The sequence below is a fragment of the Pantoea sp. JZ2 genome (assembly GCF_035191405.1).
Taxonomy (GTDB): domain Bacteria; phylum Pseudomonadota; class Gammaproteobacteria; order Enterobacterales; family Enterobacteriaceae; genus Pantoea; species Pantoea stewartii.
On the sequence record NZ_CP045248.1, the window covers coordinates 126,663 to 150,600 of the forward strand.

The 23,938-nt window shown below is 52.4% G+C and carries 18 protein-coding genes and 1 pseudogene; 3 read left to right on the top strand and 16 right to left on the bottom strand.

The window, feature by feature from the left end:
• Positions 1-312: 312 nt before the first annotated feature.
• The gene (locus tag GC087_RS23070) at positions 313-1,083 is read right to left on the bottom strand and encodes a DeoR/GlpR family DNA-binding transcription regulator (RefSeq protein ID WP_033742616.1); all 771 of its coding nucleotides are present in this window, start codon (positions 1,081-1,083) and stop codon (positions 313-315) included.
• Positions 1,084-1,531: 448 nt separating this feature from the next.
• On the bottom strand, positions 1,532-2,725 hold the full coding sequence (locus tag GC087_RS23075; protein WP_054634040.1) for a diguanylate phosphodiesterase: 1,194 nt from the start codon (positions 2,723-2,725) through the stop codon (positions 1,532-1,534).
• Positions 2,726-3,395: 670 nt separating this feature from the next.
• On the opposite strand from GC087_RS23075, the gene GC087_RS23080 reads away from it, so the two are divergent.
• Positions 3,396-5,168, top strand: coding sequence for an EAL domain-containing protein (locus GC087_RS23080; RefSeq protein WP_324030738.1), 1,773 nt, complete (start codon positions 3,396-3,398; stop codon positions 5,166-5,168).
• A 44-nt stretch (positions 5,169-5,212) separates the two neighbouring features.
• Here GC087_RS23080 and GC087_RS23085 read toward each other — a convergent pair whose 3' ends face one another.
• From GC087_RS23085 to GC087_RS23105, 5 genes are all read right to left on the bottom strand, one after another.
• A complete protein-coding gene (locus GC087_RS23085; RefSeq protein ID WP_033742365.1) occupies positions 5,213-5,884 on the bottom strand; it encodes a hypothetical protein in 672 nt (223 codons plus the stop codon).
• A 221-nt stretch (positions 5,885-6,105) separates the two neighbouring features.
• Complete coding sequence (locus GC087_RS23090) at positions 6,106-6,627, bottom strand: GrpB family protein (RefSeq protein WP_226374660.1); 522 nt, start codon at positions 6,625-6,627, stop codon at positions 6,106-6,108.
• A gap of 8 nt (positions 6,628-6,635) precedes the next feature.
• Complete coding sequence (gene rluF / locus GC087_RS23095; protein ID WP_006122011.1) at positions 6,636-7,508, bottom strand: 23S rRNA pseudouridine(2604) synthase RluF; 873 nt, start codon at positions 7,506-7,508, stop codon at positions 6,636-6,638.
• Positions 7,509-7,737: 229 nt separating this feature from the next.
• On the bottom strand, positions 7,738-9,711 hold the full coding sequence (locus tag GC087_RS23100; RefSeq protein WP_324030739.1) for an autotransporter outer membrane beta-barrel domain-containing protein: 1,974 nt from the start codon (positions 9,709-9,711) through the stop codon (positions 7,738-7,740).
• A 297-nt stretch (positions 9,712-10,008) separates the two neighbouring features.
• Positions 10,009-10,887 (bottom strand): MurR/RpiR family transcriptional regulator, encoded by an 879-nt coding sequence (locus tag GC087_RS23105; protein WP_172913278.1) that lies wholly within the window; start codon positions 10,885-10,887, stop codon positions 10,009-10,011.
• A gap of 490 nt (positions 10,888-11,377) precedes the next feature.
• Between GC087_RS23105 and GC087_RS23110 the strand changes: the two genes are divergently transcribed.
• Both GC087_RS23110 and GC087_RS23115 read left to right on the top strand, forming a co-directional pair.
• Complete coding sequence (locus tag GC087_RS23110; RefSeq protein ID WP_324030740.1) at positions 11,378-13,507, top strand: TonB-dependent siderophore receptor; 2,130 nt, start codon at positions 11,378-11,380, stop codon at positions 13,505-13,507.
• Complete coding sequence (locus GC087_RS23115; RefSeq protein ID WP_277284310.1) at positions 13,494-14,627, top strand: ABC transporter substrate-binding protein; 1,134 nt, start codon at positions 13,494-13,496, stop codon at positions 14,625-14,627. The genes GC087_RS23110 and GC087_RS23115 overlap by 14 nt, the downstream gene beginning before the upstream one ends.
• A 48-nt stretch (positions 14,628-14,675) precedes the next feature.
• On the opposite strand, the gene GC087_RS23120 is transcribed toward GC087_RS23115, so the two are convergent.
• From GC087_RS23120 to GC087_RS23160, 9 genes and pseudogenes are all read right to left on the bottom strand, one after another.
• On the bottom strand, positions 14,676-15,647 hold the full coding sequence (locus tag GC087_RS23120) for an XdhC family protein (RefSeq protein ID WP_039339530.1): 972 nt from the start codon (positions 15,645-15,647) through the stop codon (positions 14,676-14,678).
• Between the two features lie 5 nt (positions 15,648-15,652).
• A complete protein-coding gene (locus GC087_RS23125; protein ID WP_205951428.1) occupies positions 15,653-16,213 on the bottom strand; it encodes a nucleotidyltransferase family protein in 561 nt (186 codons plus the stop codon).
• Positions 16,214-16,235: 22 nt separating this feature from the next.
• Positions 16,236-18,575 (bottom strand): xanthine dehydrogenase family protein molybdopterin-binding subunit, encoded by a 2,340-nt coding sequence (locus tag GC087_RS23130; RefSeq protein WP_277284309.1) that lies wholly within the window; start codon positions 18,573-18,575, stop codon positions 16,236-16,238.
• Positions 18,572-19,564: an FAD binding domain-containing protein gene (locus GC087_RS23135; protein ID WP_039339534.1), complete on the bottom strand. Its 993-nt coding sequence runs from the start codon at positions 19,562-19,564 to the stop codon at positions 18,572-18,574. Before GC087_RS23135 ends, GC087_RS23130 begins: the two co-directional genes overlap by 4 nt.
• Positions 19,561-20,049 carry a (2Fe-2S)-binding protein gene (locus tag GC087_RS23140; protein ID WP_033742349.1) on the bottom strand — a complete coding sequence of 163 codons (489 nt, stop codon included), beginning with the start codon at positions 20,047-20,049 and terminating at the stop codon, positions 19,561-19,563. Before GC087_RS23140 ends, GC087_RS23135 begins: the two co-directional genes overlap by 4 nt.
• A gap of 223 nt (positions 20,050-20,272) precedes the next feature.
• Positions 20,273-21,094: a metal ABC transporter permease gene (locus GC087_RS23145; RefSeq protein ID WP_277284907.1), complete on the bottom strand. Its 822-nt coding sequence runs from the start codon at positions 21,092-21,094 to the stop codon at positions 20,273-20,275.
• Between the two features lie 2 nt (positions 21,095-21,096).
• Positions 21,097-21,945 carry an iron/manganese ABC transporter permease subunit SitC gene (sitC, locus tag GC087_RS23150; RefSeq protein WP_162286562.1) on the bottom strand — a complete coding sequence of 283 codons (849 nt, stop codon included), beginning with the start codon at positions 21,943-21,945 and terminating at the stop codon, positions 21,097-21,099.
• A complete protein-coding gene (locus tag GC087_RS23155) occupies positions 21,942-22,760 on the bottom strand; it encodes a manganese/iron ABC transporter ATP-binding protein (RefSeq protein ID WP_054687853.1) in 819 nt (272 codons plus the stop codon). Before GC087_RS23155 ends, sitC begins: the two co-directional genes overlap by 4 nt.
• Positions 22,757-23,628: pseudogene (locus GC087_RS23160) on the bottom strand (metal ABC transporter substrate-binding protein). Before GC087_RS23160 ends, GC087_RS23155 begins: the two are co-directional and overlap by 4 nt.
• Positions 23,629-23,938: the final 310 nt, after the last annotated feature.

The following is a 23,938-nucleotide window of genomic DNA, read 5'->3' on the forward strand; positions in this document are numbered from 1 at the left end:
GCGTGTGGCGTGACCACCCGCTCTGCAGAAAGATAAGCGATTCGGTCACTTTTCATCGTCAACGCATACCGATGCCGTCCATTGTGGTTGTTAGCATCTGTCCCGGCTCTGCACTTACTGAATCACTGATGTGATGCGACAAGCGCGTGATTTAAGCGAGACCCATATCATCACAACACGCGATCACCGTTCTCAGCCGCCACCAGGCGAGTCAGAAAACGCGGGTTGACCGCATTTCTTTGGGCCCCATCGTTGCGGCTTCTGCGCCCATCAGTTTTTGTAAGTTGTTACTGGCAAAATAATGCAGGCAACTCAGGCAGGATGAGCGATAGTCAACGCAGGCACGCTGCTGGACAGGAGCGCTTTCCTGACATCTGCGTCCAGATTAGCGTCAGTGACAATATCCGTCAGCGCATCCAGATGAACCACATTGAAAAGAGACCAGGCACCGTATTTTGAACTGTCTGCCAGCAAAACACGTCGCCTCGCATTGATGATCAAATCGTGTTTCAGAGCCGCTTTTTCTTCCGTGGGCGATGTCACGCCTTTCGTCATATCCCATCCATTACCACTCAGGAAAGCAATGTCAGGATTGATATTGTTCAGCATCTTTCGACCGTGATCGCCAATGCAGGACTGGCTGCTTTCATCGATTCGCCCACCAATAATGGTTACTTCAATCTGCTTAAATTCGGAGAGGAACAGCGCAATATGTAAGTCATTGGTGATCACACGTAGCGGCATATGGGTAATTTGCCGGGCCAGCTCAAACATCGTCGTCCCTGCATCAAGGATTACTGCATCGCCTGCTTTGATGAAGGTGGCTGCAACGCGCGCAATAGCATGTTTTTCAGGCTGATTCCGTGACGATTTTTCCAGCGTGGTGGGCTGCGATGGAATAAAGCGGTTAAGCGTTACGCCCCCGTGCGTGCGGCTGACCACTCCTTCCTGATCGAGTTTAATCAGATCACGCCTGATAGTAGCAGGAGAAGCGCCTGTGACCGAAACAAGCTGTTCAACCGTTACCAGATTATTTCCTTTCAGGTAATTCATTATCGATTCTAAGCGACTGTTTTCTTTCATCTTCACATTGACCAGGGCGTTTTCTTTTTTGGATCATGCAGATATGATCGCAAAGTGCGATTTTTCTGTCCAGGTAATATCTGAGAAGATGATTAACTCAGCTCACGGGTGAGTAAATACCTTTGGATTCCTCACTGCACGACTGAAGTGACGGTGATCCGCTTTCCTGCGCCATGCTTACTCTCATCGCGAAAGCATTCTGTTCAGCATGACTTCTCAGCGAGCGACGGCGTGTTAATGCTCTTAGATGAATATAAGGTTTCGTCCCACTTCGTCTGAAACGAGGACGGTAAAAATTTGATGTGAAAGGCGAGAGGACTGATGCAGGCGTGAAGTCGGGACAGGTTGAATGCGGTCTCTGGAGCACTGCTGACGCAATCAAAACGGCAGCGGTCCCTGCTGCGAGTGATACGATGTCTTTATCGTGACATATAATATTAACCGGACCTTACATCGCGCTTCGATATTCCGGCCAGGCCACCGCGTCTGAATGAAGCGCACCTGAAGGAGCAAATAAACTGCCCTGGAAATTAATCACGCCCGCTGCTTCCAGCCACATCCACTCCTCCGCTTTCACGATGCCGGCAGCAATGACCGTAATCTCTAAGGCAGAGCAACATTTTATAATGGCCTGAACCACGGCTTGTTTCGGACCACTGCGGTGAACATCGGAAGTGATACTTGAGTCAATGCGAATCCGGTCGGGCTGAATATGTGTCAATAACGAGAGCCCGGCGGAACCGGCACCAAAATTATCGACGGACAGACTGATGCCCGCAGCCTTAAGCTCCCTGACGGCAACCGAAAAAGCTTCCACGCGTGAAATAACTTCCGTTTCGCTGACACCAATGACCACCTGCTCAGGGACCAGCCCTGCAGCATTTATGGCCGCAACAATGGTCTGAACCGCATCAGGTACGACAACCAGCGTCATAGGCAGCAGACTGACATACAGCGTCATCTCGTCCGGGCAGGCCCGCCCGGCCATCCTGAACGCTGTAATCACCGCGTCAAGATCGGCATCATGTAACTGCTTTGACGAATCGCGCTGTTCAGTACGACGAAGCCGTGCGTCCGCTATCGCCTCAATCGCCGTCACTTGACGGGCAAGCGGATCGACGACGGGACGGAAAGTAATACCCGATACCGAAGGCGTCACCTTGCTGGCAGTGGTGCTTTCCGGAATGAATTCCCAGTATTCGGAGGGCAATACCTCGAAGTAATTCTCTTTCTCACGCGCCTCAACAAAGGTACGCAGGAACTGCAACGCGCGGTCAGCATAAGTTAACTGGTACTTCGACGTGCCTTTATCCAGCACCGCCTGAAGCACGGTGGAACGATCATGCTCACGTAAATCAAACAATTCCATGCCGGCATTACCGAACCGACGCGAGGGCGCATAATCACGCATCAACTCGACCAGGTTATGGTGACGTCGATCAGCACAAATGCGCTGATAAATGGCCAGCACGCCCTCTTCCGGGCCTTCCAGTAACTGGAAAAAGTGCGTGCCATTGAACAACAGAATACCGGTCACATCATGAGACGCATTCAGTATGCTGGCATCATCCACCATTCCGGGTAGCGTCTTAACAGGAACGTCATCCGAGATATGGCTGCGATAAATTATTGTGGTCAGCAAAGGGCATCTCCAGCATCAACGTGAGTGTAGTCGTCAGCTTATCAGTTATTCCTTTAACATGCAGGTCTCGGTGCGCGGACTGACGCAATAATTTACATTAAATTGCATCAGGGAGGAACAGTAATGGCGCGCAAGACAAAATAACACAAAGTAAACCCGGATCGGCTTCTCATTAATTATCGTTACTTTTTCAGCGGGGAACGATTACTGCCCTGACCTCTTTTTACAAGAGATATTTTTTAACTGCTAATGAGTGCGCTTTTATTTATTTTTTAACTCTATGTTTTAAAAGGCTTTAACCCACCTGCCGGTGACCCGCGCTTCTGGGTTTGCAGATTTATCCACCTGAAGCCGGCCCGACATGCCGCACGGAGAACGTCGGAAAATGTATCGCAGCCAGAAATTTGCCTTATAAAAAAGCGTAAGCGAAAATGAAATCTTCGTTCGAGGCTCCAGGGTTTCTGTTCTTTCCTCACCTGACGTATTAATCAATACGCATTAACTCAAAAAATAAACGGCCTTCATCCGGGACGTAAACGGTTATTCCATGACGGTTTAATATCGCAACGCATTAATTGCTTTCGCCTTTTATAGTGATTGGCTTTTATTTTTTAAAATCAACGTACAATTATTTTTTGCAATATCATTCAGCATATGGGCAGGAGCGGCAATGGCTCAGGAACCTGGCGACAAGGAATATCACCGCACCAGAACAACACAGTCACTGCGCGTCTCAGACAGAGGCCGGGATGAGGTGCTGAAAAAGTTTTTACGTCTGGCCTGTCAGTTAGTTGGTATTAATGGAAGTTATATCGCTGTCTTAAATGACGATAAGCATAGTGTGCGTGCCAATTACAATATTGAGCTGAGTGACACGACGCGCGAACAGGCCTTATGCCGACATGTTGTCGAAAGTGATGCGACGGTCATTGCACCTGATACCCGACTTGATCCGCGTTATGCCCATCACCCTTTGATTGTCCATGCCCCTTATATTCGCTTTTATGTCGGTACGCCGCTGAAAAACGCTCATGGACAGATACTGGGAACGCTATGCCTGACGGATACGGTGCCACGGACTTTTAGCCACCAGCAGAAACAGATCATAGAGTCACTGGCTGGATTGGTTGTTGCCTTTCTTGAAGCCTGGCATTCGGCGGCCTTTATCGAACCTGTTACCGGCATGGCCAATCGGGAACGTCTCTTTCGCGACATTCTGCATCTTGCCACGCTGAATGACACGGCACTGCGCCGTCTGGTGCTTATCGACTGTATTGATATGTCACGCGCCTACGACCTGTCCCGGTCACTGGGCATGGCGTCGCTGGAGTCCTTGCTTAAGGATGTCGCCACCCTGTTAAGGTTACGTCTTCGGCCTGCCAGTGGTGAGTCGATTTACACGATCGCGACTGGCCGCTTTGCGATTTTGACCCGTGCAGAAAGCCACGTTAGCGCAAAATGGGTTGAGGAACGGTTAAACGGGATTCATGCCGATATGGGCGACGGCCTCACTATGGCGTTGGCGACCTGTACCGCGCAGATCGACTTTATCGCCGGCCAGACCTTCCCCCAGGACACTCTCAGACAGGCAGTCAATGCGCTGGAACGCGTGAGCGGTCCGTCCGTTCATCTGTGTGATGCTGTTAGTGATGGAATTAAAGACGCGAGTTCCCCCGCTGATTTCACCTTAATGCGTGATCTGGCAGACGCGCTGCGGCGCAACCAGGGACTGTATCTGGTTTTCCAGCCCAACGTGTGCTTGCTCAGTGGTAAACCGGTTGGCCTCGAAGCGCAGATCCGTTGGCATCATCCCCAACGTGGAGAGCTGGCAGCCGATAACTTTACTTCACTGGCCGTTGGGACTGAGCTGGGCACAACACTCACGACCTGGCTGATTGACAGCACTATTGCCCGGCTTAAACGTCTACGTAATCATCCTATTCAGTTACCTGTCACAATCAGTATTCATGAGCGGGATGTGACAGATCGGGCGTTTGCAGAAAAGCTGGCGGAAAAAATGCTTAAGGCAACCTTACCTGTGTCAATGCTGGTCATCAAAATCGTTCAAAAAGAGCATATCATTGACAGCCCCTCAGCCATGCTGGGCCTGGAAATGCTAAGACGTATGGGATTCACAATGACATGGGAATATATCGCGAAAGGCTATCGCAAAATACGCTATCTGCGCGGGATGCCGCCTGATGTTATAAAACTGGATAAAACACTGGCCAACCAAATTCATGCAAATATTACTTCCCGACTTATCGCACACAGTATTTTTACGACGCTCAAAGAGCTCAACCTCCTTGTTTTAGCCCACAGCGATCGTCCCGCCTCTGTGGTCACCTCAGATAACAGTGAGGCTACCTATGAATATTTCAACATTAAACCTATGACAGAAACGGAACTCGATCCCTGGCTGAAATGGAAGTTACCGGGGTAAGCGTTTTCTCCCCGTTCTGTACTCGTGGACCATCCTGCTGGTATTTATTTTCTGGCCAGATGGCGTTTCGTATCACGAGCCTGGATACGCGCTTCTGTGGGTGAGGGAAACAGATAATGGTACAGATCGCGATACAGGCTCAGATGTTTCACCACGCCCTCATGGATAGTCTTGGTAATATCGTTGATTAAAAAATCGCAGGTGGTGTTGAAGTTTCCCATTTTAAAAAAGGCTTTATCAAAAACCGTAATAATGCCTTCCCATTTCATCTGATATTCATCTCTGATCGGATCATGAGTTGCAATGAACAGGCCTTTGTGGGACTTCACACCATGTTTGCCCACATAGGTGGTTTGCGAATCGTAGCCACGTTTACTCCGCCAACGGCAAAATTCATAAGGCACATCATAATGGGGCAAAATAAAGTCGGGACAGCGGAAATTCTCGTCGCTTAACAGGCCATCCAGCGTCACCGTGAAATGCAAAAAATCCTGCATAAAATCGAACTGACGCGTCTTGGTTAAGGTGACATTGATGGTGAAATTGCCTGAATGCACATACCAGTAGTTAGTAAAGCCGTTGACCAGAATACAAAATACCTGCCAGTCGCTAAGCCGCCGGTCACCGGCTAATCCTCTGAAACGACTTATCATTAGCCTTGCTTTGGGATGCTGATACGCTTTGAACAACGGATCATTCATACCTTTCAGTAACATCAGGCCCACTCCTTTGTAATTTAGCGTATCCTGCCATGCCATTTTACTACTGAAAAGGTGCCGTCATCTGATTATGCGACGTTGCGCTTTCCTTTTGGGCACCGTCTTACTTATCGTTCTGTGATGCCGTCTGTAGCCATAAGCATCAGGCTGCATCATTGAATGTGCAGGCAAGGCTAAATTTTGCAAAAGGAAAATAAAGACGCGTTCAGAGAGATAATTCAGAAGGGATAGAGGGCTAGTGCGCGTTGCTGATGGGTCTGAACAAACGCATTTTTTAATTCACAGTAAACGTTACTCTCCCCCCGGCAGTCACGTTGCGCGGCGTATTTCACTGCCGCATAGCTGTCGCGGATGTCTGGATATTTTCGCAAATAATCCCGAAACGCCAGATGCCGGATGATATCTGGACTGCCCTGGATAAAAGCATGGACGTGATGCGTACGGCGGCCCTGAAGGCCCTTGGTATAATAGCGTCTTCCTGGCATACCGTTTTCGCCACGCGCCTGATAGCCAGAGGCGCACAACGCTGACGTAATGTCAGACGAATCATGAGTAATCACTTCCAGCAAAATATCGATGATCGGTTTGGCCGCTAATCCTGGCACCGCAGTGCTACCAATATGATGAATAGCGACAAGGTGTTTACCCAATCTCGCCGCTAACACAGCCGCCTCAGCAGAGAAATGATTCGCCCATTCAGGGCAATACTCACTCACGATTATCTGACGCCCGTTTATCATTTCGCTTTTTAGCGCCCTTTTTTCTTGCGACCCGGCTGCGTAAATCGCTTGCGTGAAGCGGGCTTATCATCAGCTTTTACGCCCGATTTAGGTTGGCTATTCCCTGGTTTTTTTGCAGGAGATTTTTTCTGCGGCGTCTTTTTTGCCGATTTGTCATCAGAAGTGGAATTTTCGAGCAGCTTAAACAGTTCGATTAATTCATCATCCGTCAGATCGCGCCATTCACCCAAAGGAATACCTTTGAGATTTACATTCATAATGCGCGTGCGTTCCAGTTTGGTGACTTCATACCCAAAGTGTTTGCACATACGACGGATCTGCCGATTAAGCCCCTGTACCAGCGTAATACGAAACACGTAGGGTGCTTCTTTCTTCACTTTGCACTTTTTGGTTACCGTGCCCAACATGGGAACGCCGGCTGCCATACCGGCAATAAATTCATCGGTAACGGGCTTATCAACAGTGACGACATATTCTTTTTCGTGGTTATTGCCTGCACGCAAAATTTTATTGACCAGATCGCCATGATTGGTCAGGAAAATAAGTCCCTGCGAATCTTTATCGAGACGACCGATGGGAAAAACGCGTTTACTGTGATTAACAAAATCACTGATGTTATCGCGTTCGCCCTCTTCCATTGTGGTGATAATGCCTGTGGGTTTATTCAGCGCAATCAGCACCAAATCATCTTCATCACGAGGCTCAATCAGCTGACCATTCACTTTTACGACATCGCCAGCAAAAACCTGGGCACCAACGGCTGCGCGTTTACCATTGATGAAAACGTTGCCCTGTTCGATAAAGCGATCGGCATCGCGGCGGGAGCAGATTCCGCTCTCACTGATGTATTTATTGAGTCGTGTTGATGAATGCGTCAGCATGGTTCCTCCAAAAACGCGCACTATACCTTACCCGCTCTCGCTTGCGAAGCAGAAGGCATTAAACTTTTGGCCCCTTCATCGGCCAGTAAAATCGGGCCATATCCTCTGCGTTTTGAACCTGAAAGTGCAGGCAGACGACGTGACACATCAGTCTCGTCCCGCGCCTTTTTCGATGGCGCTGACCCGGGTCTGATCGATGCGACGCCCATAGGTCTGCACCGGGCAGGTGCTAAAACCGCGCGCTCATGCCAAGGTTCCAGGTGACCTCATGATAATCACGCGCGCCCGCCACCGTCGACACAGCGCCAAAAGCGCTAACCGCGTCGCCGATGGGGACATTGGCCCCTACAGCTATATCCGTCCAGTCTTTATCCTGATTCGAACGGCTTTGTCGGAAAGCCGTTCGTGTCGATTTCAGACCTGCACTCACCGATGTATCCGTGTCGCCAAACTGATGGTTATAACTGACCTGTGCCCAGGGATTGATTCCTAATCCCTGGGTATCAATGCGCCACCCCACTGCGCCAGTTTGTGAATGCCGTGTTTGATCGGAGAAACGCATCGCACTGCTGCTGTCGCCGCGTTCCTGATAACCGTCGGCCCGCACATAATCCAGCGCATAGCTGACAACAGGCCCCGTGGTAATCGTCTCGTTTAAGGGAAAATCCCAACCGGTTTGAACCCGCGTGCCCATCAGCTTTCCACTACTGCTGCCCTGTTCAGTGCGGACCGCAGGGCCAAGTTTTATCTGACGTTCAATGCTGTCGTAATCCAGATCCGCATAATGGATATCGGCGTTGACCCACAGTCTGTCCATCAGTTGTAGCTGGCTCCAGAGTGCCACCATGTTGCCGTGCAGCCGGTAATCATAACGTTCAGAGGGATGCTGTCGTTGGCTGGCCGTTGACAGCAACGCCCCTGCCTGCAGGTTGTCGGTCAGCTGATAACCCATGCCAGCTGACAGGTTTGCGGTATCTGTGTCGCCATCATTAAAAACATCACGTTTGTTGCGCGCGTGCTGACCGGCGTAACCGCCAAACACAGTGAATTCTCCGGCTTCAGCGGGTTGCCTACGCTGCTGCTGGAGATGACTGTCCAGCGTGTTATGCACATCCTGCAGCATCGACAGCGGTGCCTGCGTCAGTACCGCGACCTGGGCTGGTGCATCCAGGATTGACTGAATGTAGTCAGCAATCAGGGCATGCACCGCAGGGCTGGGATGAAGACGATCGGCAAACAAAAAAGTCTGTTGCGATGAGAAACCCGCTGTCGACGAAGTACAGACGGCGGAAGAGATGCCCGGTGGACAGGCCATGCCTGCGGTGTTAGTAAGACCATAAAGCGCCGGACAGGCGATCACTTCATTAAAAAGCCCATTAATATCGACCCGAACAATATTCCCCTGTGCAGCCGCCAGCGCGTTTTCTTCCTGCTGATTGTAACGGGCCGTCAGAGAAGCCGCCTGATCGCTTAACTGCTGCCAGGTGGCGAACAGCTGTTGTGCGATCAGGTCACGAACCGCCGGTATGGCAGAGAGCTGCGCAGCGGCCTGACCGAAAGCCGTCTGGATAGCCTGCTGCCGTTCCGCCGTAGTGAACGTGGTCGCCGCGTTCAGTGACTGAAACGCCGCCGCCACCGCTGCGGAACCGGCCCCCTGAAGTATTCCTTCTATCAGGGCAGGCGTCGCACCGACATTCGGCACGGTTGGCACTATCACCGTACCAGCGCCCGCATTCAGTAACGCGCTGACCTGGCTGGCGGCCGCACCGGCGCTGTTGTCAACCAGAGAAAGCGCCAACGAGGGGCTGGGAATGAGCGTGGCAGCGGCCAGGTCATTCCCGCCGATCCAGTGAATATAGAGCCCGTTGGAATCGGCCCGGCCATTCGTTGACGACAGATAGCGGGCAACCTGATCCTGGGTATTAAACTGCGGATTGAGAGCAGGCACCGCCACAGCACCGCCTGCCGCGTAATTACTCCCGCCCTGAGAGGACGGCTGCAGCATCAGTCCCGCGTCACGGGCGATGATTTCATCATAGAGTGGATGACTGGCAGAATCGTAGGTAAAACGGCCGACGTTGCCTGTATCACTCAGGCTGTCGCCAAATACGGTAAGACTGTCCCAGGCCATCACCGCTGGTGGGCTTACCAGGATGGCAAGCGCGACGAACGACACAGGAAACCATGCACGATTTTTCTTCATGACCAGCTCCGTTCAGGGAAATAACAAGGATGGATAAATCAAAAGAACAGCAAATAAACATCACGGCTGAGTAATAGCCGCAGATTGAAGAACGCTCCAGACGAAAGCTGACGTGAGTTCGCAAAAACGAAAAATTTTTAAGCCATTCCGAAAAGTGTCAGCCACTTTTGCAAACCCGATCACGCCAGGTATTGAGGAAACACATCCAGGCGTTGCAGGGTGAGCGAAAGCGTTAAGCTGCGCCAGCCATGTACTGGCTCAACTCTCCTCTTGTCGTGTGACATCTGAACGAAGGATTTATTTTTTTATGGCAGGCTTAAGACCACGGTAGAAATCCTGTAGCCGTTTCATGGTCTTAGTCGTACGATCTGGCAGGGAAGCGGCCACCGAGAGAATCAACATTTCAAGGCAAACCATCACTGTGCCGTGTAACGGGATGCGCCCTTTTTCCCCGCCGCGTGGCACGTCAATAACCACATCCGCTTCCCGGGCAAAGAAGGCGTCGGTCGCATGGGTGAGAAGAATTATCGGAATGCCCAGCCTTTTGGCCTCACGCACCACTGTTGTTCCTTCGCGATGTGCCGACTTTTGCGCCATCATGATCAGCACATCGCCCCGTTGCAGCGCCAGCATCTGTTCCGCCAGCGCAATACCTGAACGGTTAAGTGAGAAGGCTGGCAAACCGATGCGATTTAACAGGCGGACGGTGTAGTCAGCCAGAATACCCGAGGCGTTAATCCCGAAAACGGCCACCTGGCGGGCTTCACTCAGTAACCCCGTCGCTTCGGCCAGCGCCTGGCGGTTTTGCTCAGAGGCCAGTACCTGACACGCATGGAGATGCCCCTGCAATACGAAGTCTATCGACGACGAAACATCCCGCGTCATAGCATTGACGGTGCTCAGCATTTTCTCTTCTGAAGAGAGGCCGGGACCAAACCAGGCCTGAAGGACGTTTTTCAAATCGCGCAGTCCTGAAAAACCCAGCGCCTGAATGGCGCGAATCACGGTCGCATCCGATGTGTTGTTCGCGCGGGCGATATCCATGGCAGTGCTGTCCAGAACCGTTTCCCGGTTGGTGTGAAGATAATGTGCAACAGCCAGCAGGCGGGGTGAGAGTTGCTGTTCCCGCGAACGCAAACGCTCGCCCAATATATCTGTACGACTTCTGGCCTGCATCAAGGAAGCCTGTCCCGCTGATTACTGTTAAAAACACCGATGAGATGAAACACTCTCACGCCCCCGTTAAATCCTGAACGATAATGTGTGAACCTGACAGGGTAATCCCCTTCGACGATACTGTTCTTGCTTCGCCTGCGCTAAGCATGTCTCGCCCGGCTGTAGTCAGCAAGCCTTTTCTCCCTCACGAACAGCAAGGTTATGCTTCTTCACCTGGATACACTTCGCCAGAATAAGTTTTTTAACTCAGGAAAATTAATGAGTTAACAATATAAAAACAGTTAAATCATCGTTAATACACTCTCCTGGAAATGTAGTAAAAATAAATGTTTTTATATTTACTACTACATCACTCAATGATTGAATGATTCTCAATTACAAAACAGCCTACCAGGACAGACGCAAAAACCTCCGCCTGAAGGCGAAAAACCCCCACGTTTAACGTGGCCTTTACGTTTATTTTGTTTTTGATGATCAGCGAAAAAATATAATGAAAACACGTCCAGGCGAGAGTAAGAACCTCAGATTTCAGCATGCTTTAATAGTGGCGATCTGTTCCAGCGCCTGGCTTCCGGCCGGTAACAGCCTTGCCGCCACCGGGGATGATACCGTCACCGTCACCAGCGATGCTGACCGTGAAGATGGCTATGCAGCCACCACCAGCAGCGTTGGCAGTAAAATGCCGACGGCGCGTCTCGACGAGGCTCAGTCTGTCAGTACCGTGACACAACAGCAGCTTGATGATTATCAGGTCAGCAATCTGAGCGATGCGATGCGCTTCGTCAGTGGTGTTGCGGAAGCCAACACGTTGGCAGGAACAGAGGACGGTTTCGTTCGCCGTGGCTTCGGTAGCAATTCTGATGGCTCGATATATCGCGATGGTATACGAAGCAGCCAGGGGTTAAATCTGGATGCGACCACGGAGCGGGTTGAGGTACTCAAGGGATCGGCATCTCTGCTCTATGGCATTCAAAATCCAGGCGGTATCATCAATGTCATCAGCAAAAAACCACGCTATTCATGGCAGTCTTCCGTCAGTGGGCGCTACGCAAGTGAAGGTGGTGGAGCCGGTACGCTCGATGTCACCGGCCCGCTGGGTAATGGTTTTGCTTTCAGGCTCATCGCAGAGAAGCAGCGTCAGGATTACTGGCGCAATTTTGGCAGTGATGCGCATTCTCTGCTCGCACCGTCATTGCAATGGTACGGTGAGAAAGCCAGCCTGTTGGTCAGCTACAGCGACTATCGTTATGACATTCCTTACGATCGCGGTACCGCTTTTATTAATGGCGCACCACTCGATGTCGGTTACAAACAGCGACTGGATGACAAAGCGAATCATTCCTGGGGACGTAATCAGGCACTGAACGCGCATTACGACTGGCAGTTCAACGACAGCTGGAGCACGCGCCTGACGCTTGGCTGGAATCAGCGCCGTTATGACAATAACGAAGTTCGGGTCACGGCGATTAATCCTGCTACCGGCGTGGTTACCCGGCGCGCCGATGCCAATCGCGGATTTAATCAGCAAACCAAATATCTGTCATGGGACGTCCTGGGGAATCCGGAGATATTCGGCATGGCGCATGCGCTGGTCTTCGGTACGGATTATGAAATGAACCAGACGTACCGGGCGCACCAGTATCAGGGCAAAAATGACCGCCGCTTTAACTACCTCAACCCCACTTATGACCTGCTGTCACCGGTAACCGACAGCACAACCGAAAATACGGCAAATGCTAACAACCTTAACCGTATCCACAGCCGTTCGGTCTATTTGAAAGACAGTATTTCGCTTACTCCAGACTGGATTGCGGTCATTGGCGGACGTTATCAACATTACGAACAACGCGCGTCAAAAGGATTTAATCCGGTCGTTGAAACGCTGAATGATGAGGGAAATACCTTCCTGCCACAAACCGGACTGATTTACAAAATTACACCGGATGTTTCGCTCTATGCCAGCATGAGTAAATCGTTCACCCCATCGACGGATGTCGACGATGAAGGAAACGTCAGTAAGCCTGAGCAGGGCACCACCTGGGAGGTTGGCAGCAAATGGCAACTTTCTCCGCGCCTCTTCGCCTCGCTGGCGCTGTACAGAATCGATGAAAAGCGGATGACACTGAACATCAACGGTACTAACCGTCCGATCAACAAGGCGCGCTCGCAGGGCGTTGAGGTTGAGCTTAATGGTGAAGTGGTCCAGGACTGGGATGTCAGTGCCAGTTACAGCTATGACAACGCTGAAATTGTCGATGACCGGATTAACCCGGCGAATAATGGCAATCGCTTACAGAACGCACCAGAGCAGTCCGGTGCGCTTTACCTGAGCCATAATCTGATCGTCAGCAACGTGCCCGGTGATTTTCGTGTCGGCGGCGGCGCCCGCTATGTTGGCAGTCGTGCTGGCGATCCTGACAACAGTTTCACCTTACCGGATTATGTCGTAGCGGACAGCTTTATTGCCTGGAACAACGCGTTTCTGGGCAAGAAAACACAGATACGACTGAATCTGAATAACCTGTTTAATAAACACTATTACACGTCGAGCGGCGGAAACCTGCGCGTACGTGAAGGTGAAACCCGCAACCTGATGGTACAAGCCCGTGTTGAATTCTGATTCCTGTAAACGCAGCCTGCTACGAACGCTCCTGCTGTTGGCTTTGACCTTCAGTAGCCTGGGCTGGGGCAAAACCATCACCGATATCAACGGCGATAGGGTCACCGTTCCCGATCATCCTGTGCGTATTGTGCTGGGCGAAAGCCGGATACTTTACACCTACGCACTGCTGGAGCCCGGCAACCCTTTCAAAAGGCTGGTCGGCTGGCCCGAGGATCTGAAAAAGTACGATCGTCAGACATGGGATATTTTCGCGCGTCAGTTTCCTGAGATGCAGCATATCGCGTCATTAGGTCAGGAGGGATCAAATGACATCAACCCTGAGAAGGTGATCGCATTACAACCCGATGTGGTAATTTTGCCGGCACTGGCGCGCAGCAGTGAGGCCGGACAACGGCTGGAGCGCGTCCTGAAATCCGCGCATATCCCGGTCGTGAAAATCGACCTGCGGGTGCATCTTCTTGAAAATACGACCCGCAGCGTAGCCATTCTGGGAGAGGTGCTCGATCAGGGTGAGCGAGCCTCGGCTTTTAATGCGTTTTATCAGCAACATATGCAGACCCTTGCGCAGCGCCTCGCTCAGTTTCGCGGGAAGAAGCCCACCGTACTTCTGCAGTTGCATCTGGGACGTCGAAATGAATGCTGTGTGACGTCGGTAAACGGCAGCCTTGGTGAGATACTGGCGTTTGCCGGCGGCGAAAACATTGCCAGCAAAACGGTTTCCGGCGTTTTCGGCCGGTTGAATGAAGAAACGGTGATTGCGTCACATCCGGATTTCTATTTTGCAACGGGCAGCGGCGATCGTAATAATACGTCCGATCTGCGTATTGGCCCTGCCATCACGCAGGCTGAAACGCGCGCCTCGCTGCGGCAACTGACCGCGCAACAAACGGGCCTGAAGTCGTTGCGTGCGTTGCAGGACGGCCACGCGGCGGCCCTGTGGCATAATTTTTACCTCAGCCCCTGGCACGTTGTCGCGGCAGAATTTTTTGCCAAAACGCTTCATCCCGCGCTCTTTAACGATATTGATCCTGAAAAAACGCTGCGCCAGCTGTTTACTGATTTTCTGCCGGTTCCGTATTCCGGCACCTATTTCTGTGAGCTGACGCCCAATACCTGATCACGGATTGACCGGCGTCGTAATGGTGACGCCGGTCAACGCAACGTCTTAACAGTGATTTTTTACCCGTACGATGTCGGCCATGACAGACAGCGCGATTTCCGCGGGGGTTTTACTTCCGATAGCCAGACCAACAGGCGCAATGATCCGTGCGAGCTCATCGTTATCCAACCCTGCAATGGTCTGTAAACGCGTCTTGCGCCTGGCCGTATTTTTAGCCGACCCCATAATGCCAATGTAAAACGCATGAGTGTTGACCGCTTCCATCATGGTTAGCTCATCTATGCGCGGATCGTGAGTTAATGAGACGATGGCTACCGCAGCATGCGCACCGTTGAGCTCCAGCCAGCGCGCGGGATGCTGAGGGACGATCGTAATCGTATCCTGGCCCGTAAAATGACCTTCCAGCTCACTTAACATCTCTGAGCGATGCTCACATACCCGAACATGAAAGCCCAGGATTTGTGCCAGCCGGATGCACTCAAAGGCCACGGTAGAGTAACCTGCCACCAGCAATTCCGGGACGGCACCAACCGGTAACACGACCTCTGGATGTTGATAACGAAGCACCGGCAGCGCCGCCGTCATCGCCATAGTTTGCCAGGTGGCACGTTTGCTCACAGTGACCGTTTTGAGCAGTCGTGTTTTGCCACGCAACGCCTGATGCATCGCTTGTAACATCTGGCCGCTGTCGTTATCGGCAACCAAATATTCCACCAGCACGTCGAGGCTACCGCCACAGGGCAACTGCACCTGCGTTTGCCTTCCGCCTTCACCATAACGGACAACCTGACTGTGGATGCGGTAATGCCCCTCAGCCAGCCGTGCCAGAAAGTCTTCTTCTATACAGCCGCCGGAAAGCGAGCCGCATCCTTCTCCACTGTCACTGATCACCATCATCGTGCCAGGTGCGCGCGGTGAAGAGCCCCAGGTCTGCAACACAGTGCACAGCCAGACGGCCCGTCCCGCATGATGCCAGCCTAATGCCGTTTCAATCACTCGTTGATCTAACGTCATCATGGGCTTCACCTCATTCGCCGTAAATCATCCGGATAATCAACATCCTCCAGGCAACCGCGATCCCGAAGTGGCACGTAATGTACAGGATGATGTTGTAACAGTTGCTGCGCACCAGTATCACCGGTCAGCTGGCGCAGCGCGGGGAAAAAAGCGGCCGAAAAACCCACGGGATGACCAGCACGGTCGTCAACCCAGGGACGCACCAGCGGATACGTGGTTAACGCCCTGTTTACCGCCCTGTAGCTTGCAGCGGTAAGCCACGGCATATCGCCCAGCGCCACGATCACGCCATCATAATCCGTGCACGCGCTGACGCCCGCCGCTATCGACTCGCCCAGTCCTGCGCTGGCACACAACACCCGCACCGCATCACCTAGCAGAGAATGAATCGCCACATCTTCGGGACGCGATACCACGACCACCTCCATTCCGCTCGCCCTCGCCTGGTCAAGCGTATGTTTCAGCACGGCTTTGCCATTCCACGCCGTCAGTAGCTTATGTTCGCCACTGGCATGCCGAAACCGGCGGCCCATCCCTGCCGCCGTTAATACAATGGCCGTTTTCATCTCAGCGCGTTCCTTCGCATGCTTACAGAATCTTATCCAGCGTGATGGGCAGATCGCGAACCCGCTTGCCCGTAGCATGGTAAACCGCGTTACTGATCGCGGCCGCCACGCCCACGATGCCCAGTTCACCCACCGTTTTGCCGCCCATCCGGGTCGCTTTATAATCCGGCAGGCCAACATCAATCGTGGTAATCGCCGGTATATCCGCGTTCACGGGAATCAGATAATCGGCAAGATTGTTGTTCAGCACTCTGCCGTTGCGCGGATCGATAATGCCTTCCTCAAGCAAGGCCTGTCCCACGCCCATAATCATGCCGCCAACCCACTGACTGCGGGCCAGCTTGGGGTTATAGAGCCGGCCGCTGTCAAACGCCGCGACCATACGTTTAATCCGGATGGTGCCAAAGTCCTCGTCCACTCTCACTTCGACAAACTGTGCACTCCAGCTGTGTGCGGAGACGTCTTCCGGGCGGCTCATTTCACCCAGGCTACCGGTCACACTGTCCCGTTCCTCGGCAGACATATCCGCTGAGAACGTGCCGCCTTCGACGCACAGCACGGATGCATTCGTCAGGCTGACCAGTGCACCAAAAGAAACAGCCTGAGAAGGGTTAGCGGTAACACAAATCGCCCCGTTCGCCATGCTGAGTTCATGCGGAGGGATGCCTTTCAGAGGCGAGCCCGTTAATTCGCTTGCGAGCGTGACTAAGCGCGCGCGCATTTTTTGGGCGGTGTCATCAACCGCAGCCGTCAGGTTTCCTGCCAGCTGAGAGCCCCCCGCGACGCCGGCTCGTGGCAGTTGCGTATCGCCCAGTTCAACTTCAATGCAATGTGAATCCACCCCTAAGATATCAGCGGCGGTTTGCGCCAGAATCGTGTACGTCCCGGTGCCGATGTCCGCGCCCGCGCACTGCACAACAATCTGCCCCTGAGAGGAAAGCAGGATTTTTGCCTCAGCCGGCATGGTATTGACCGGATACGTGCCCGATGCCATGCCCCAGCCAATTAATTCACGCCCTTCTCGCATCGAACGAGGCGCCATAATGCGTTTATCCCAGCCGAAGGCTTCCGCCCCTTTTTCATAGGCTTCTTTCAGACGACGTGAACTCCAGGGCAACCCCAACTGATAATCGTGATCTGCCCAGTTGCGTAAGCGAAAGGCCAGCGGATCGAGATTTAGCGCATAAGCCATTTCATCCATCGCCACCTCAAGCCCGAATGCACTGGGATTCTCACCCGGTGCGCGCATCCAGCCTGGCGTGACGGTATTGATGGGCCTGACCTGGTGCTGCGCCGAGAGATTTTCAATGGCGTACATGCGCCCCGTCACCTTACTGCAGTTTTCAGCGAAGACATCAATCAGTGACGTTTCACTGAAGCTGCGCAAAATCACCGACTGAATTTTCCCGTCGCGTGTCGCTCCCATTTCCAGTTGCTGTGACGTGGCAGGACGTCCCCCTAAACCCGTGAAGGTTTGTGGCCGCGTCAGTGACACCCGAACCGGACGATTAAGCGCGCGCGAGGCCACGCAGGCCAGCGCTACGTGCGTATAAGGCACCGGCTTAGAGCCAAAACCTCCCCCCACATAAGGCGAGATGACGTGAACATCTTTTGGCGAGATCCCCATCCATTCGGCGATTTCAACCTGCGCCCCTGCCACCCACTGGCTGGGTTCCCAGACGGTTATGCGGCCCTGCTCCCAGTGTGCAATACAGGCATGGGGCTCCATCGGCATGTTATATTCGCGTGGCGTGGTATAACGCTGATTAATCCGCACGTCTGCACGTTCCATGGCGGCCTGAGCCTCACCTAAATCGATGTCCTGCTTTGTAGTCGGCTTAGGCTCCACCCCTTCATCCGTCGCCGAGATCAGAGCAGGCGTCGTCTCATAGTGGATATCGACCAGGGAAGCGGCATAAGTTGCCTGTTCAAATGTCTCTGCTACGACCAGGCCAATGTTCTGACCATTATGAATAATCACATCGTCCTGAATGGGCGTATAGGTTGTCTGCGCCGCACCGCCATCAGCGATAGCCGTCGGCTTATTGATTCTGAGTGAATTAAGATGCGTATAAACGGCAATCACACCTGTCGCACGTTCCGCTTTGGCCGTATCGATATGTGAGATGCGGCCACTGGCAATTGTCGATTGCAGGACGACGCCATGCAGCACGCGGTCGGGCTTATGCTCTACAGCATAACGGGCTTTTCCCGTGACTTTGACCTTGCCCTCACCGCGGGTTCGCGGTGTGCCAAGACCGGAAGGGCTGGCAGCGGCGCGACGGTGAGGATTGACGCTTTGCTCATCCGCGGACAGCACGGCATTATCGGACAGCGTCGGATCATTATTGTCTTTTGTCATGCCAGTTCTCCCGCAGCCAGCAGCGCGCGGGCAATCACGCGCGGCGTTAACGTTATTTTGTAAGCGTTGTGCGCCAGCGCGCGCGTTTCCTGAGTGATTAATTCTGCGGCCTTATACAGGCTTTGTTCCTCAAACCGTTGTCCGGTTAACGCATGCTCCACATGACGAGCACGCCAGGGCTTGGTTGCGACACCACCTAACGCGATATGAACGGTCTCTATCCGTCCCTGCGCAAGTGTTAATCCCACGGCCGCACTCGCGCTGGCGAATTCGTAAGAAGTCCGATCGCGTACTTTCAGGTAATGGGACTGTTTTAATGCTAAGGAACGGGGAATCTCGATGGCGACGATAATTTCATCGGGTTGTAAGGCGTGCTCATGCTGCGGCGTCTCGCCGGGCAACAGAAAAAAGTCGTCAACCGGAATGCGCCGCGTATCCTGATGGCTGTTTTGGACAATAATCGTCGCGTCAAAGGCCGTCAGCGCGACGGCCAGATCACCAGGATAGACCGCCACACATTGTTCACTGCCGCCCAGAATAGCGTGACTCGCATTGATGCCGTGCAGCGCTGCACATCCTGAGCCCGGCGTGCGTTTATTGCAGGCGGAAAAGGTGGCCGGATCGCGGTAATAGGCGCAACGGGTACGCTGGCAGAGATTGCCGCCGATGGTTGCCATATTGCGGATTTGAGGCGACGCCGCCTGCCACAGACTGCCATACAGCGCGGGGGCCAGGGCCTCACAATCAGGATGACTGGCCAGTTCACTCATGGTGACCAGCGCCCCAATGGTGATTTTATCGTCGCCGAATTCGAGCGTTGACAGATCCGACAAGCCGGCAATATCGGTGAGAAGTGAGGGAGTCAGTACGCCACATTTCATCAAATCAAGTTGCGTCGTTCCGCCCGCGATAAGCTGATTGTCAGCGTGCTGTTTAGCGCCTGCTGCATCCGTTACTGACCGGGCAACCTGCCAGCGAAATTCGTTCATCGTACGTCCTCCGCCATTTCAGCTGCAGCCTGCTTTATCGCATCAATGATAAAAGGATACGCGCCACAGCGGCAGAGATTACCGCTCATGTATTCGCGAATCTCGTCGTCTGAGCCTGTATGACCTTCTTTAATACAGGCGACCGCAGACATAATCTGCCCGGGCGTGCAGTAGCCGCACTGAAAACCGTCATGTTCAATAAAACAGCGCTGTACCGGGTGCAGCTCACCCGATGCCTGTTCCAGACCTTCAATCGTGGTGACGGCTTTTTCTTGCGTCTGAACAGCCAGCGTCAGGCAACTCAGGACACGCTGACCGTTCACCAGCACTGTACAGGCGCCGCACTGGCCCTGATCGCATCCTTTTTTAGTGCCGGTCAGATCAAGATGATCGCGCAGTGCATCTAATAATGTGACGCGAGGATCGACCGTTAACTGCCGGGTCTCACCATTGACCTGCATCGTGAGTGGTATTTTTTCTGACATTATCTGTTTCCCATGGTTGCAGGGCCGGTTACGTGATGTGAGGCTTATCGCTAACGGGCGAAATTAAAAACGTGAAGCGCGGATAACCCTGATGTTTACATGCGTATGTCCGTCATTAGGTTTAGCACTTATTTTTCGGGTCGGAGATAAAAACAAGAAGAATGTCTGCTGTGCTTGACGCTGACCGTCCAGACAAGGGTAACGGTCAGCGAAACAGCGAAGATTAATGGGCAGGTAAACGTGGGCCTTTAACGTGCGCGATCAACAAACTGATCATAAAAACGAAAGCGAATAAGACAACGATGGTCGGTGCTGGGGCACTGTCGATAAAAAATGACAAATATACACCGCTGAGCGATACCATTACGGAAATGAAAGCGGCCAGAATCAACGCATGTGAAAAACGACGTGTCAGTAAGACAGCAATCGCGCCGGGCGCAATCAACAAAGAAATGGAAAGAATGATGCCCACCGCTTTTAACGTCGCCACAATCGTCAGAGAAACCATGGCTAACAAGCCATAATGCAGCCAGCGCACCGCCAGGCCACAAGCCCGCGCCTGCTGGACATCGAAACTGAATACCATCAGGTCACGCCATTTCAGGATAACAAGTATTACCACTGTCGCAGCCATCGCCCCTGTCTGAATAATGTCATCACGGCTGATTCCCAGCATATCGCCAAAGAGAATATGGTCGAGATGAATCGCGGGTTTTAACGCAACAAACATAATCAGGCCGGTGGCAAACATGCCCGAAAAAACAATCCCCAGTACCGTATCCTGTTTGATTCTGCTGTTATCTTTAAGATAGCCGCTGGCAATCGCGCAGAAAAAACCCGCGCTGAAAGCGCCTGTGGCAAGCGGTAATGACAGCATCCATGCCAGCACAACACCGGGAAACACGGCATGGCTCATGGCATCCCCCATTAGCGCCCACCCTTTCAGAACCAGAAAGACAGACAACAGCGCACAGGGAATAGCAACGATACAGGCAATTAACAGGGCGTGGTTCATAAAACCAAACTGAAAAGGTTCCAGCCACATCATCATATCTCCTGCATCCGGCGACGCCGATGGTTCGCGAGTAAACCGTGCTTAGGTGCAAACACAAAAGTCAGCAGAAACAGCAACGTCTGGGCCACCACAATGATTCCTCCTGTCGCACCATCGAGATAATAACTTGCCCAGGCACCCGCAAAGCTGGTCAGGCTGCCGATGGCGACAGCAATAGCCAGTAAACGTGGAAAGCGATCGGTCAGCAGCCATGCGGTTGCGCCCGGTGTTACCACCAGACTGATGACTAAAAAAGCCCCAACCGTTTGTAATGCCGCTACGGTTGAAACTGCAAGTAAGGTGAAAAACAGTATTTTGAGCCGTCCCGGCTGTAACCCCACGGCGCGAGCATGGTTCTCATCGAAGAAAGCCACCATTAAATCTTTCCATTTGAAAAATAAAATCGTGGCAGACGTGATCCCGATAACAGCCAACTGAACAATATCCGCGGGGGCGATAGCCAGAATATTGCCCAGTATGATGGTTTGAATATTCACCGACAGGGGATTCAGTGAAACCATAAACAGCCCTAACCCGAAAAACGAAGAAAATACCAGACCAATAATGGCATCTTCTTTTAAACGTGTACGCTGATTCAGCACTAGCATGCTCCCCGCCGCTAATCCCCCCGACAGGAATGCACCAAAGGCAAACGGAAGCCCCAGCATGTACGCGCCTGCCACGCCCGGCACGATAGCGTGCGACAGCGCATCGCCGATAAGCGACCAGCCTTTTAGCATCAGGTAGCATGAAAGAAAGGCACACAATCCACCCACCATTGCGGCAATCCACATGGCATTCAACATATATTGATAACTGAAGGGTTCAAATAATAACGTCATGGCTGACCTCGTACTGAACGCCTGTCAGGCGATGCGGGTAAAAGAGGCTTATCATCCATGACCTCACGTAGTTCACCCTCAACCATCACATGGCGAAGTACACCGCTAAATGCCCGTTCGAGATTTGCCTGTGTAAAGGTGGTGCGCGTCGGCCCGCTGGCCAGAACGGTACCTTTGACCATCACGGTGTAGTCGCAAAACGCCATCACCGAACTGAGGTTGTGCGTTGAGACCAGCAGGGTTTTCCCTTCATCGCGCAGTTCACGCAACAGACTAATGATTTTGGCTTCGGTTTTTACATCGACGCCTGTAAAAGGTTCGTCCAGTAAAATTACCTCTCCCTGCTGAGCAATGGCCCGGGCGAGAAAGACACGTTTTTTCTGACCGCCTGAGAGCTCGCCGATTTGCCGCTCCCGGTATTCGAGCATATCTACCCGTCCGAGCGCGGCCATGACTTTGTCACGATCCTGTTGTCTGGGCCTGCGCATCAGACCCATGTGACCATAACGCCCCATCATGACAACATCCTCAACCCGGACAGGAAAAGACCAGTCGACCTCTTCTGCCTGCGGCACATAAGCCACCAGACTACGGCGTAAGGCCTGTCGCGTTGTCATACCGAGGATACTGACCGTACCTGCACGGACAGGAACGAACCCCATCAGCGCTTTAAAAAGCGTTGATTTCCCCGAGCCATTGACGCCAAGCAATGCGGCAATAGAACCGGCTGGCACGCAAAAACTGGCCTTGTCGAGGGCAATATGGCCATTGCGGTAGATTACCGAGAGGTCAGAAACATCAATTGTCGGCGTCATTGTTTTTTCATCCCATCATTAATGCCTTTCACCAATGTCTGAGTGGTGACCTTAAGTAAGTCCAGATACGTTGGTACGGGTCCACTGGCGGTACTGAGAGAATCGACATACAGAACGCCGCCATAGTGCGCCTGTGTTTCACGTGCTACCTGACGAGCCGGTTTATCCGATACGGTGCTTTCACTGAAAATAACGGGAATGGCATGTTTCTTCATCTGGTCAATAACCTGGCGTACCTGTTGAGGCGTCCCCTGCTGATCGGCATTGACAGGCCAGAGATAACGTTCTTTAAGCCCCAAATCGCGCGCAAGGTAGGAAAATGCCCCCTCGCTGGTCACGAGCCAGCGTTTGTTCTCAGGGATGTCGGCGATTTGTTTTCGGAAAGGCTCAAGCGATGCGATGATTTTCTGCTTATAGGCAGCGGCGTTCTGTGCATAGATCTGGGCATTGGTCGGATCATATTTACTCAGCGCGTCACGAATATTGTCGACATAGATAAGTGCATTATCGGGCGACATCCACGCATGAGGATTGGGTTTGCCATTGTAAGGCCCCTCCCCTATCCCCATGGGCTCGATTCCGGCAGAAACGACAACGTCAGGTACGCCTTTCAGGTGCTGATAAAAGCGCTGGAACCATAGCTCAAGATTCAGGCCGTTAGCCATCACCAGTTGCGCCCCCTGAGCCCGCTTTATGTCTCCGGGCGTCGGCTGATAATCATGAATTTCGGCTCCGGGCTTAGTGATGGATGTTACTTCAGCCGCCTCCCCCGCCACATTTTTTGCCATATCGGCAATGACGGTAAATGTCGTTACAACTTTAATTTTTCAGCGGCATGGCTGTTTGTTGTCATTGCAACACCGAGCATGACACTCAGCGCGGTTATCCAATACCTTTTAAACCTGTTCATCGTACTGTCCTCAGCTTAATGCGCAAATATAGCTCGTGCTAACTTGTATAGCACAAGCTATAAATCAGGGACAGAAACACTTTGTGAAGTTTTATAATGAAATGAATGGAAGTTTCATTTTTTCTGACAGGAGGTATGTAATTCGTTATTTTAAAGAGTAAAAAATAGATCCACCCCTCTCCAGCTAATGCAGATTTTCTGTCTAAACAGGTGCCGTGAATTCGTGTAAGCGTACAAACAGCGCTGTACGGTAAGGCGGATTGTATTC

What these genes read in the sequence shown, in the direction of transcription:
- sitC (WP_162286562.1), bottom strand. Translation starts at nt 21,945, where the DNA reads ATGACGTTATTATTTGAACCCTTCAGTTATCAATATATGTTGAATGCC.
- GC087_RS23135 (WP_039339534.1), bottom strand. Translation starts at nt 19,564, where the DNA reads ATGAACGAATTTCGCTGGCAGGTTGCCCGGTCAGTAACGGATGCAGCA.
- GC087_RS23140 (WP_033742349.1), bottom strand. Translation starts at nt 20,049, where the DNA reads ATGTCAGAAAAAATACCACTCACGATGCAGGTCAATGGTGAGACCCGG.
- GC087_RS23145 (WP_277284907.1), bottom strand. Translation starts at nt 21,094, where the DNA reads ATGTGGCTGGAACCTTTTCAGTTTGGTTTTATGAACCACGCCCTGTTA.
- GC087_RS23080 (WP_324030738.1), top strand. Translation starts at nt 3,396, where the DNA reads ATGGCTCAGGAACCTGGCGACAAGGAATATCACCGCACCAGAACAACA.
- GC087_RS23105 (WP_172913278.1), bottom strand. Translation starts at nt 10,887, where the DNA reads ATGCAGGCCAGAAGTCGTACAGATATATTGGGCGAGCGTTTGCGTTCG.
- GC087_RS23120 (WP_039339530.1), bottom strand. Translation starts at nt 15,647, where the DNA reads ATGATGACGTTAGATCAACGAGTGATTGAAACGGCATTAGGCTGGCAT.
- GC087_RS23090 (WP_226374660.1), bottom strand. Translation starts at nt 6,627, where the DNA reads ATGATAAACGGGCGTCAGATAATCGTGAGTGAGTATTGCCCTGAATGG.
- rluF (WP_006122011.1), bottom strand. Translation starts at nt 7,508, where the DNA reads ATGCTGACGCATTCATCAACACGACTCAATAAATACATCAGTGAGAGC.
- GC087_RS23125 (WP_205951428.1), bottom strand. Translation starts at nt 16,213, where the DNA reads ATGAAAACGGCCATTGTATTAACGGCGGCAGGGATGGGCCGCCGGTTT.
- GC087_RS23155 (WP_054687853.1), bottom strand. Translation starts at nt 22,760, where the DNA reads ATGACGCCGACAATTGATGTTTCTGACCTCTCGGTAATCTACCGCAAT.
- GC087_RS23070 (WP_033742616.1), bottom strand. Translation starts at nt 1,083, where the DNA reads ATGAAAGAAAACAGTCGCTTAGAATCGATAATGAATTACCTGAAAGGA.
- GC087_RS23085 (WP_033742365.1), bottom strand. Translation starts at nt 5,884, where the DNA reads ATGTTACTGAAAGGTATGAATGATCCGTTGTTCAAAGCGTATCAGCAT.
- GC087_RS23100 (WP_324030739.1), bottom strand. Translation starts at nt 9,711, where the DNA reads ATGAAGAAAAATCGTGCATGGTTTCCTGTGTCGTTCGTCGCGCTTGCC.
- GC087_RS23130 (WP_277284309.1), bottom strand. Translation starts at nt 18,575, where the DNA reads ATGACAAAAGACAATAATGATCCGACGCTGTCCGATAATGCCGTGCTG.
- GC087_RS23110 (WP_324030740.1), top strand. Translation starts at nt 11,378, where the DNA reads ATGAAAACACGTCCAGGCGAGAGTAAGAACCTCAGATTTCAGCATGCT.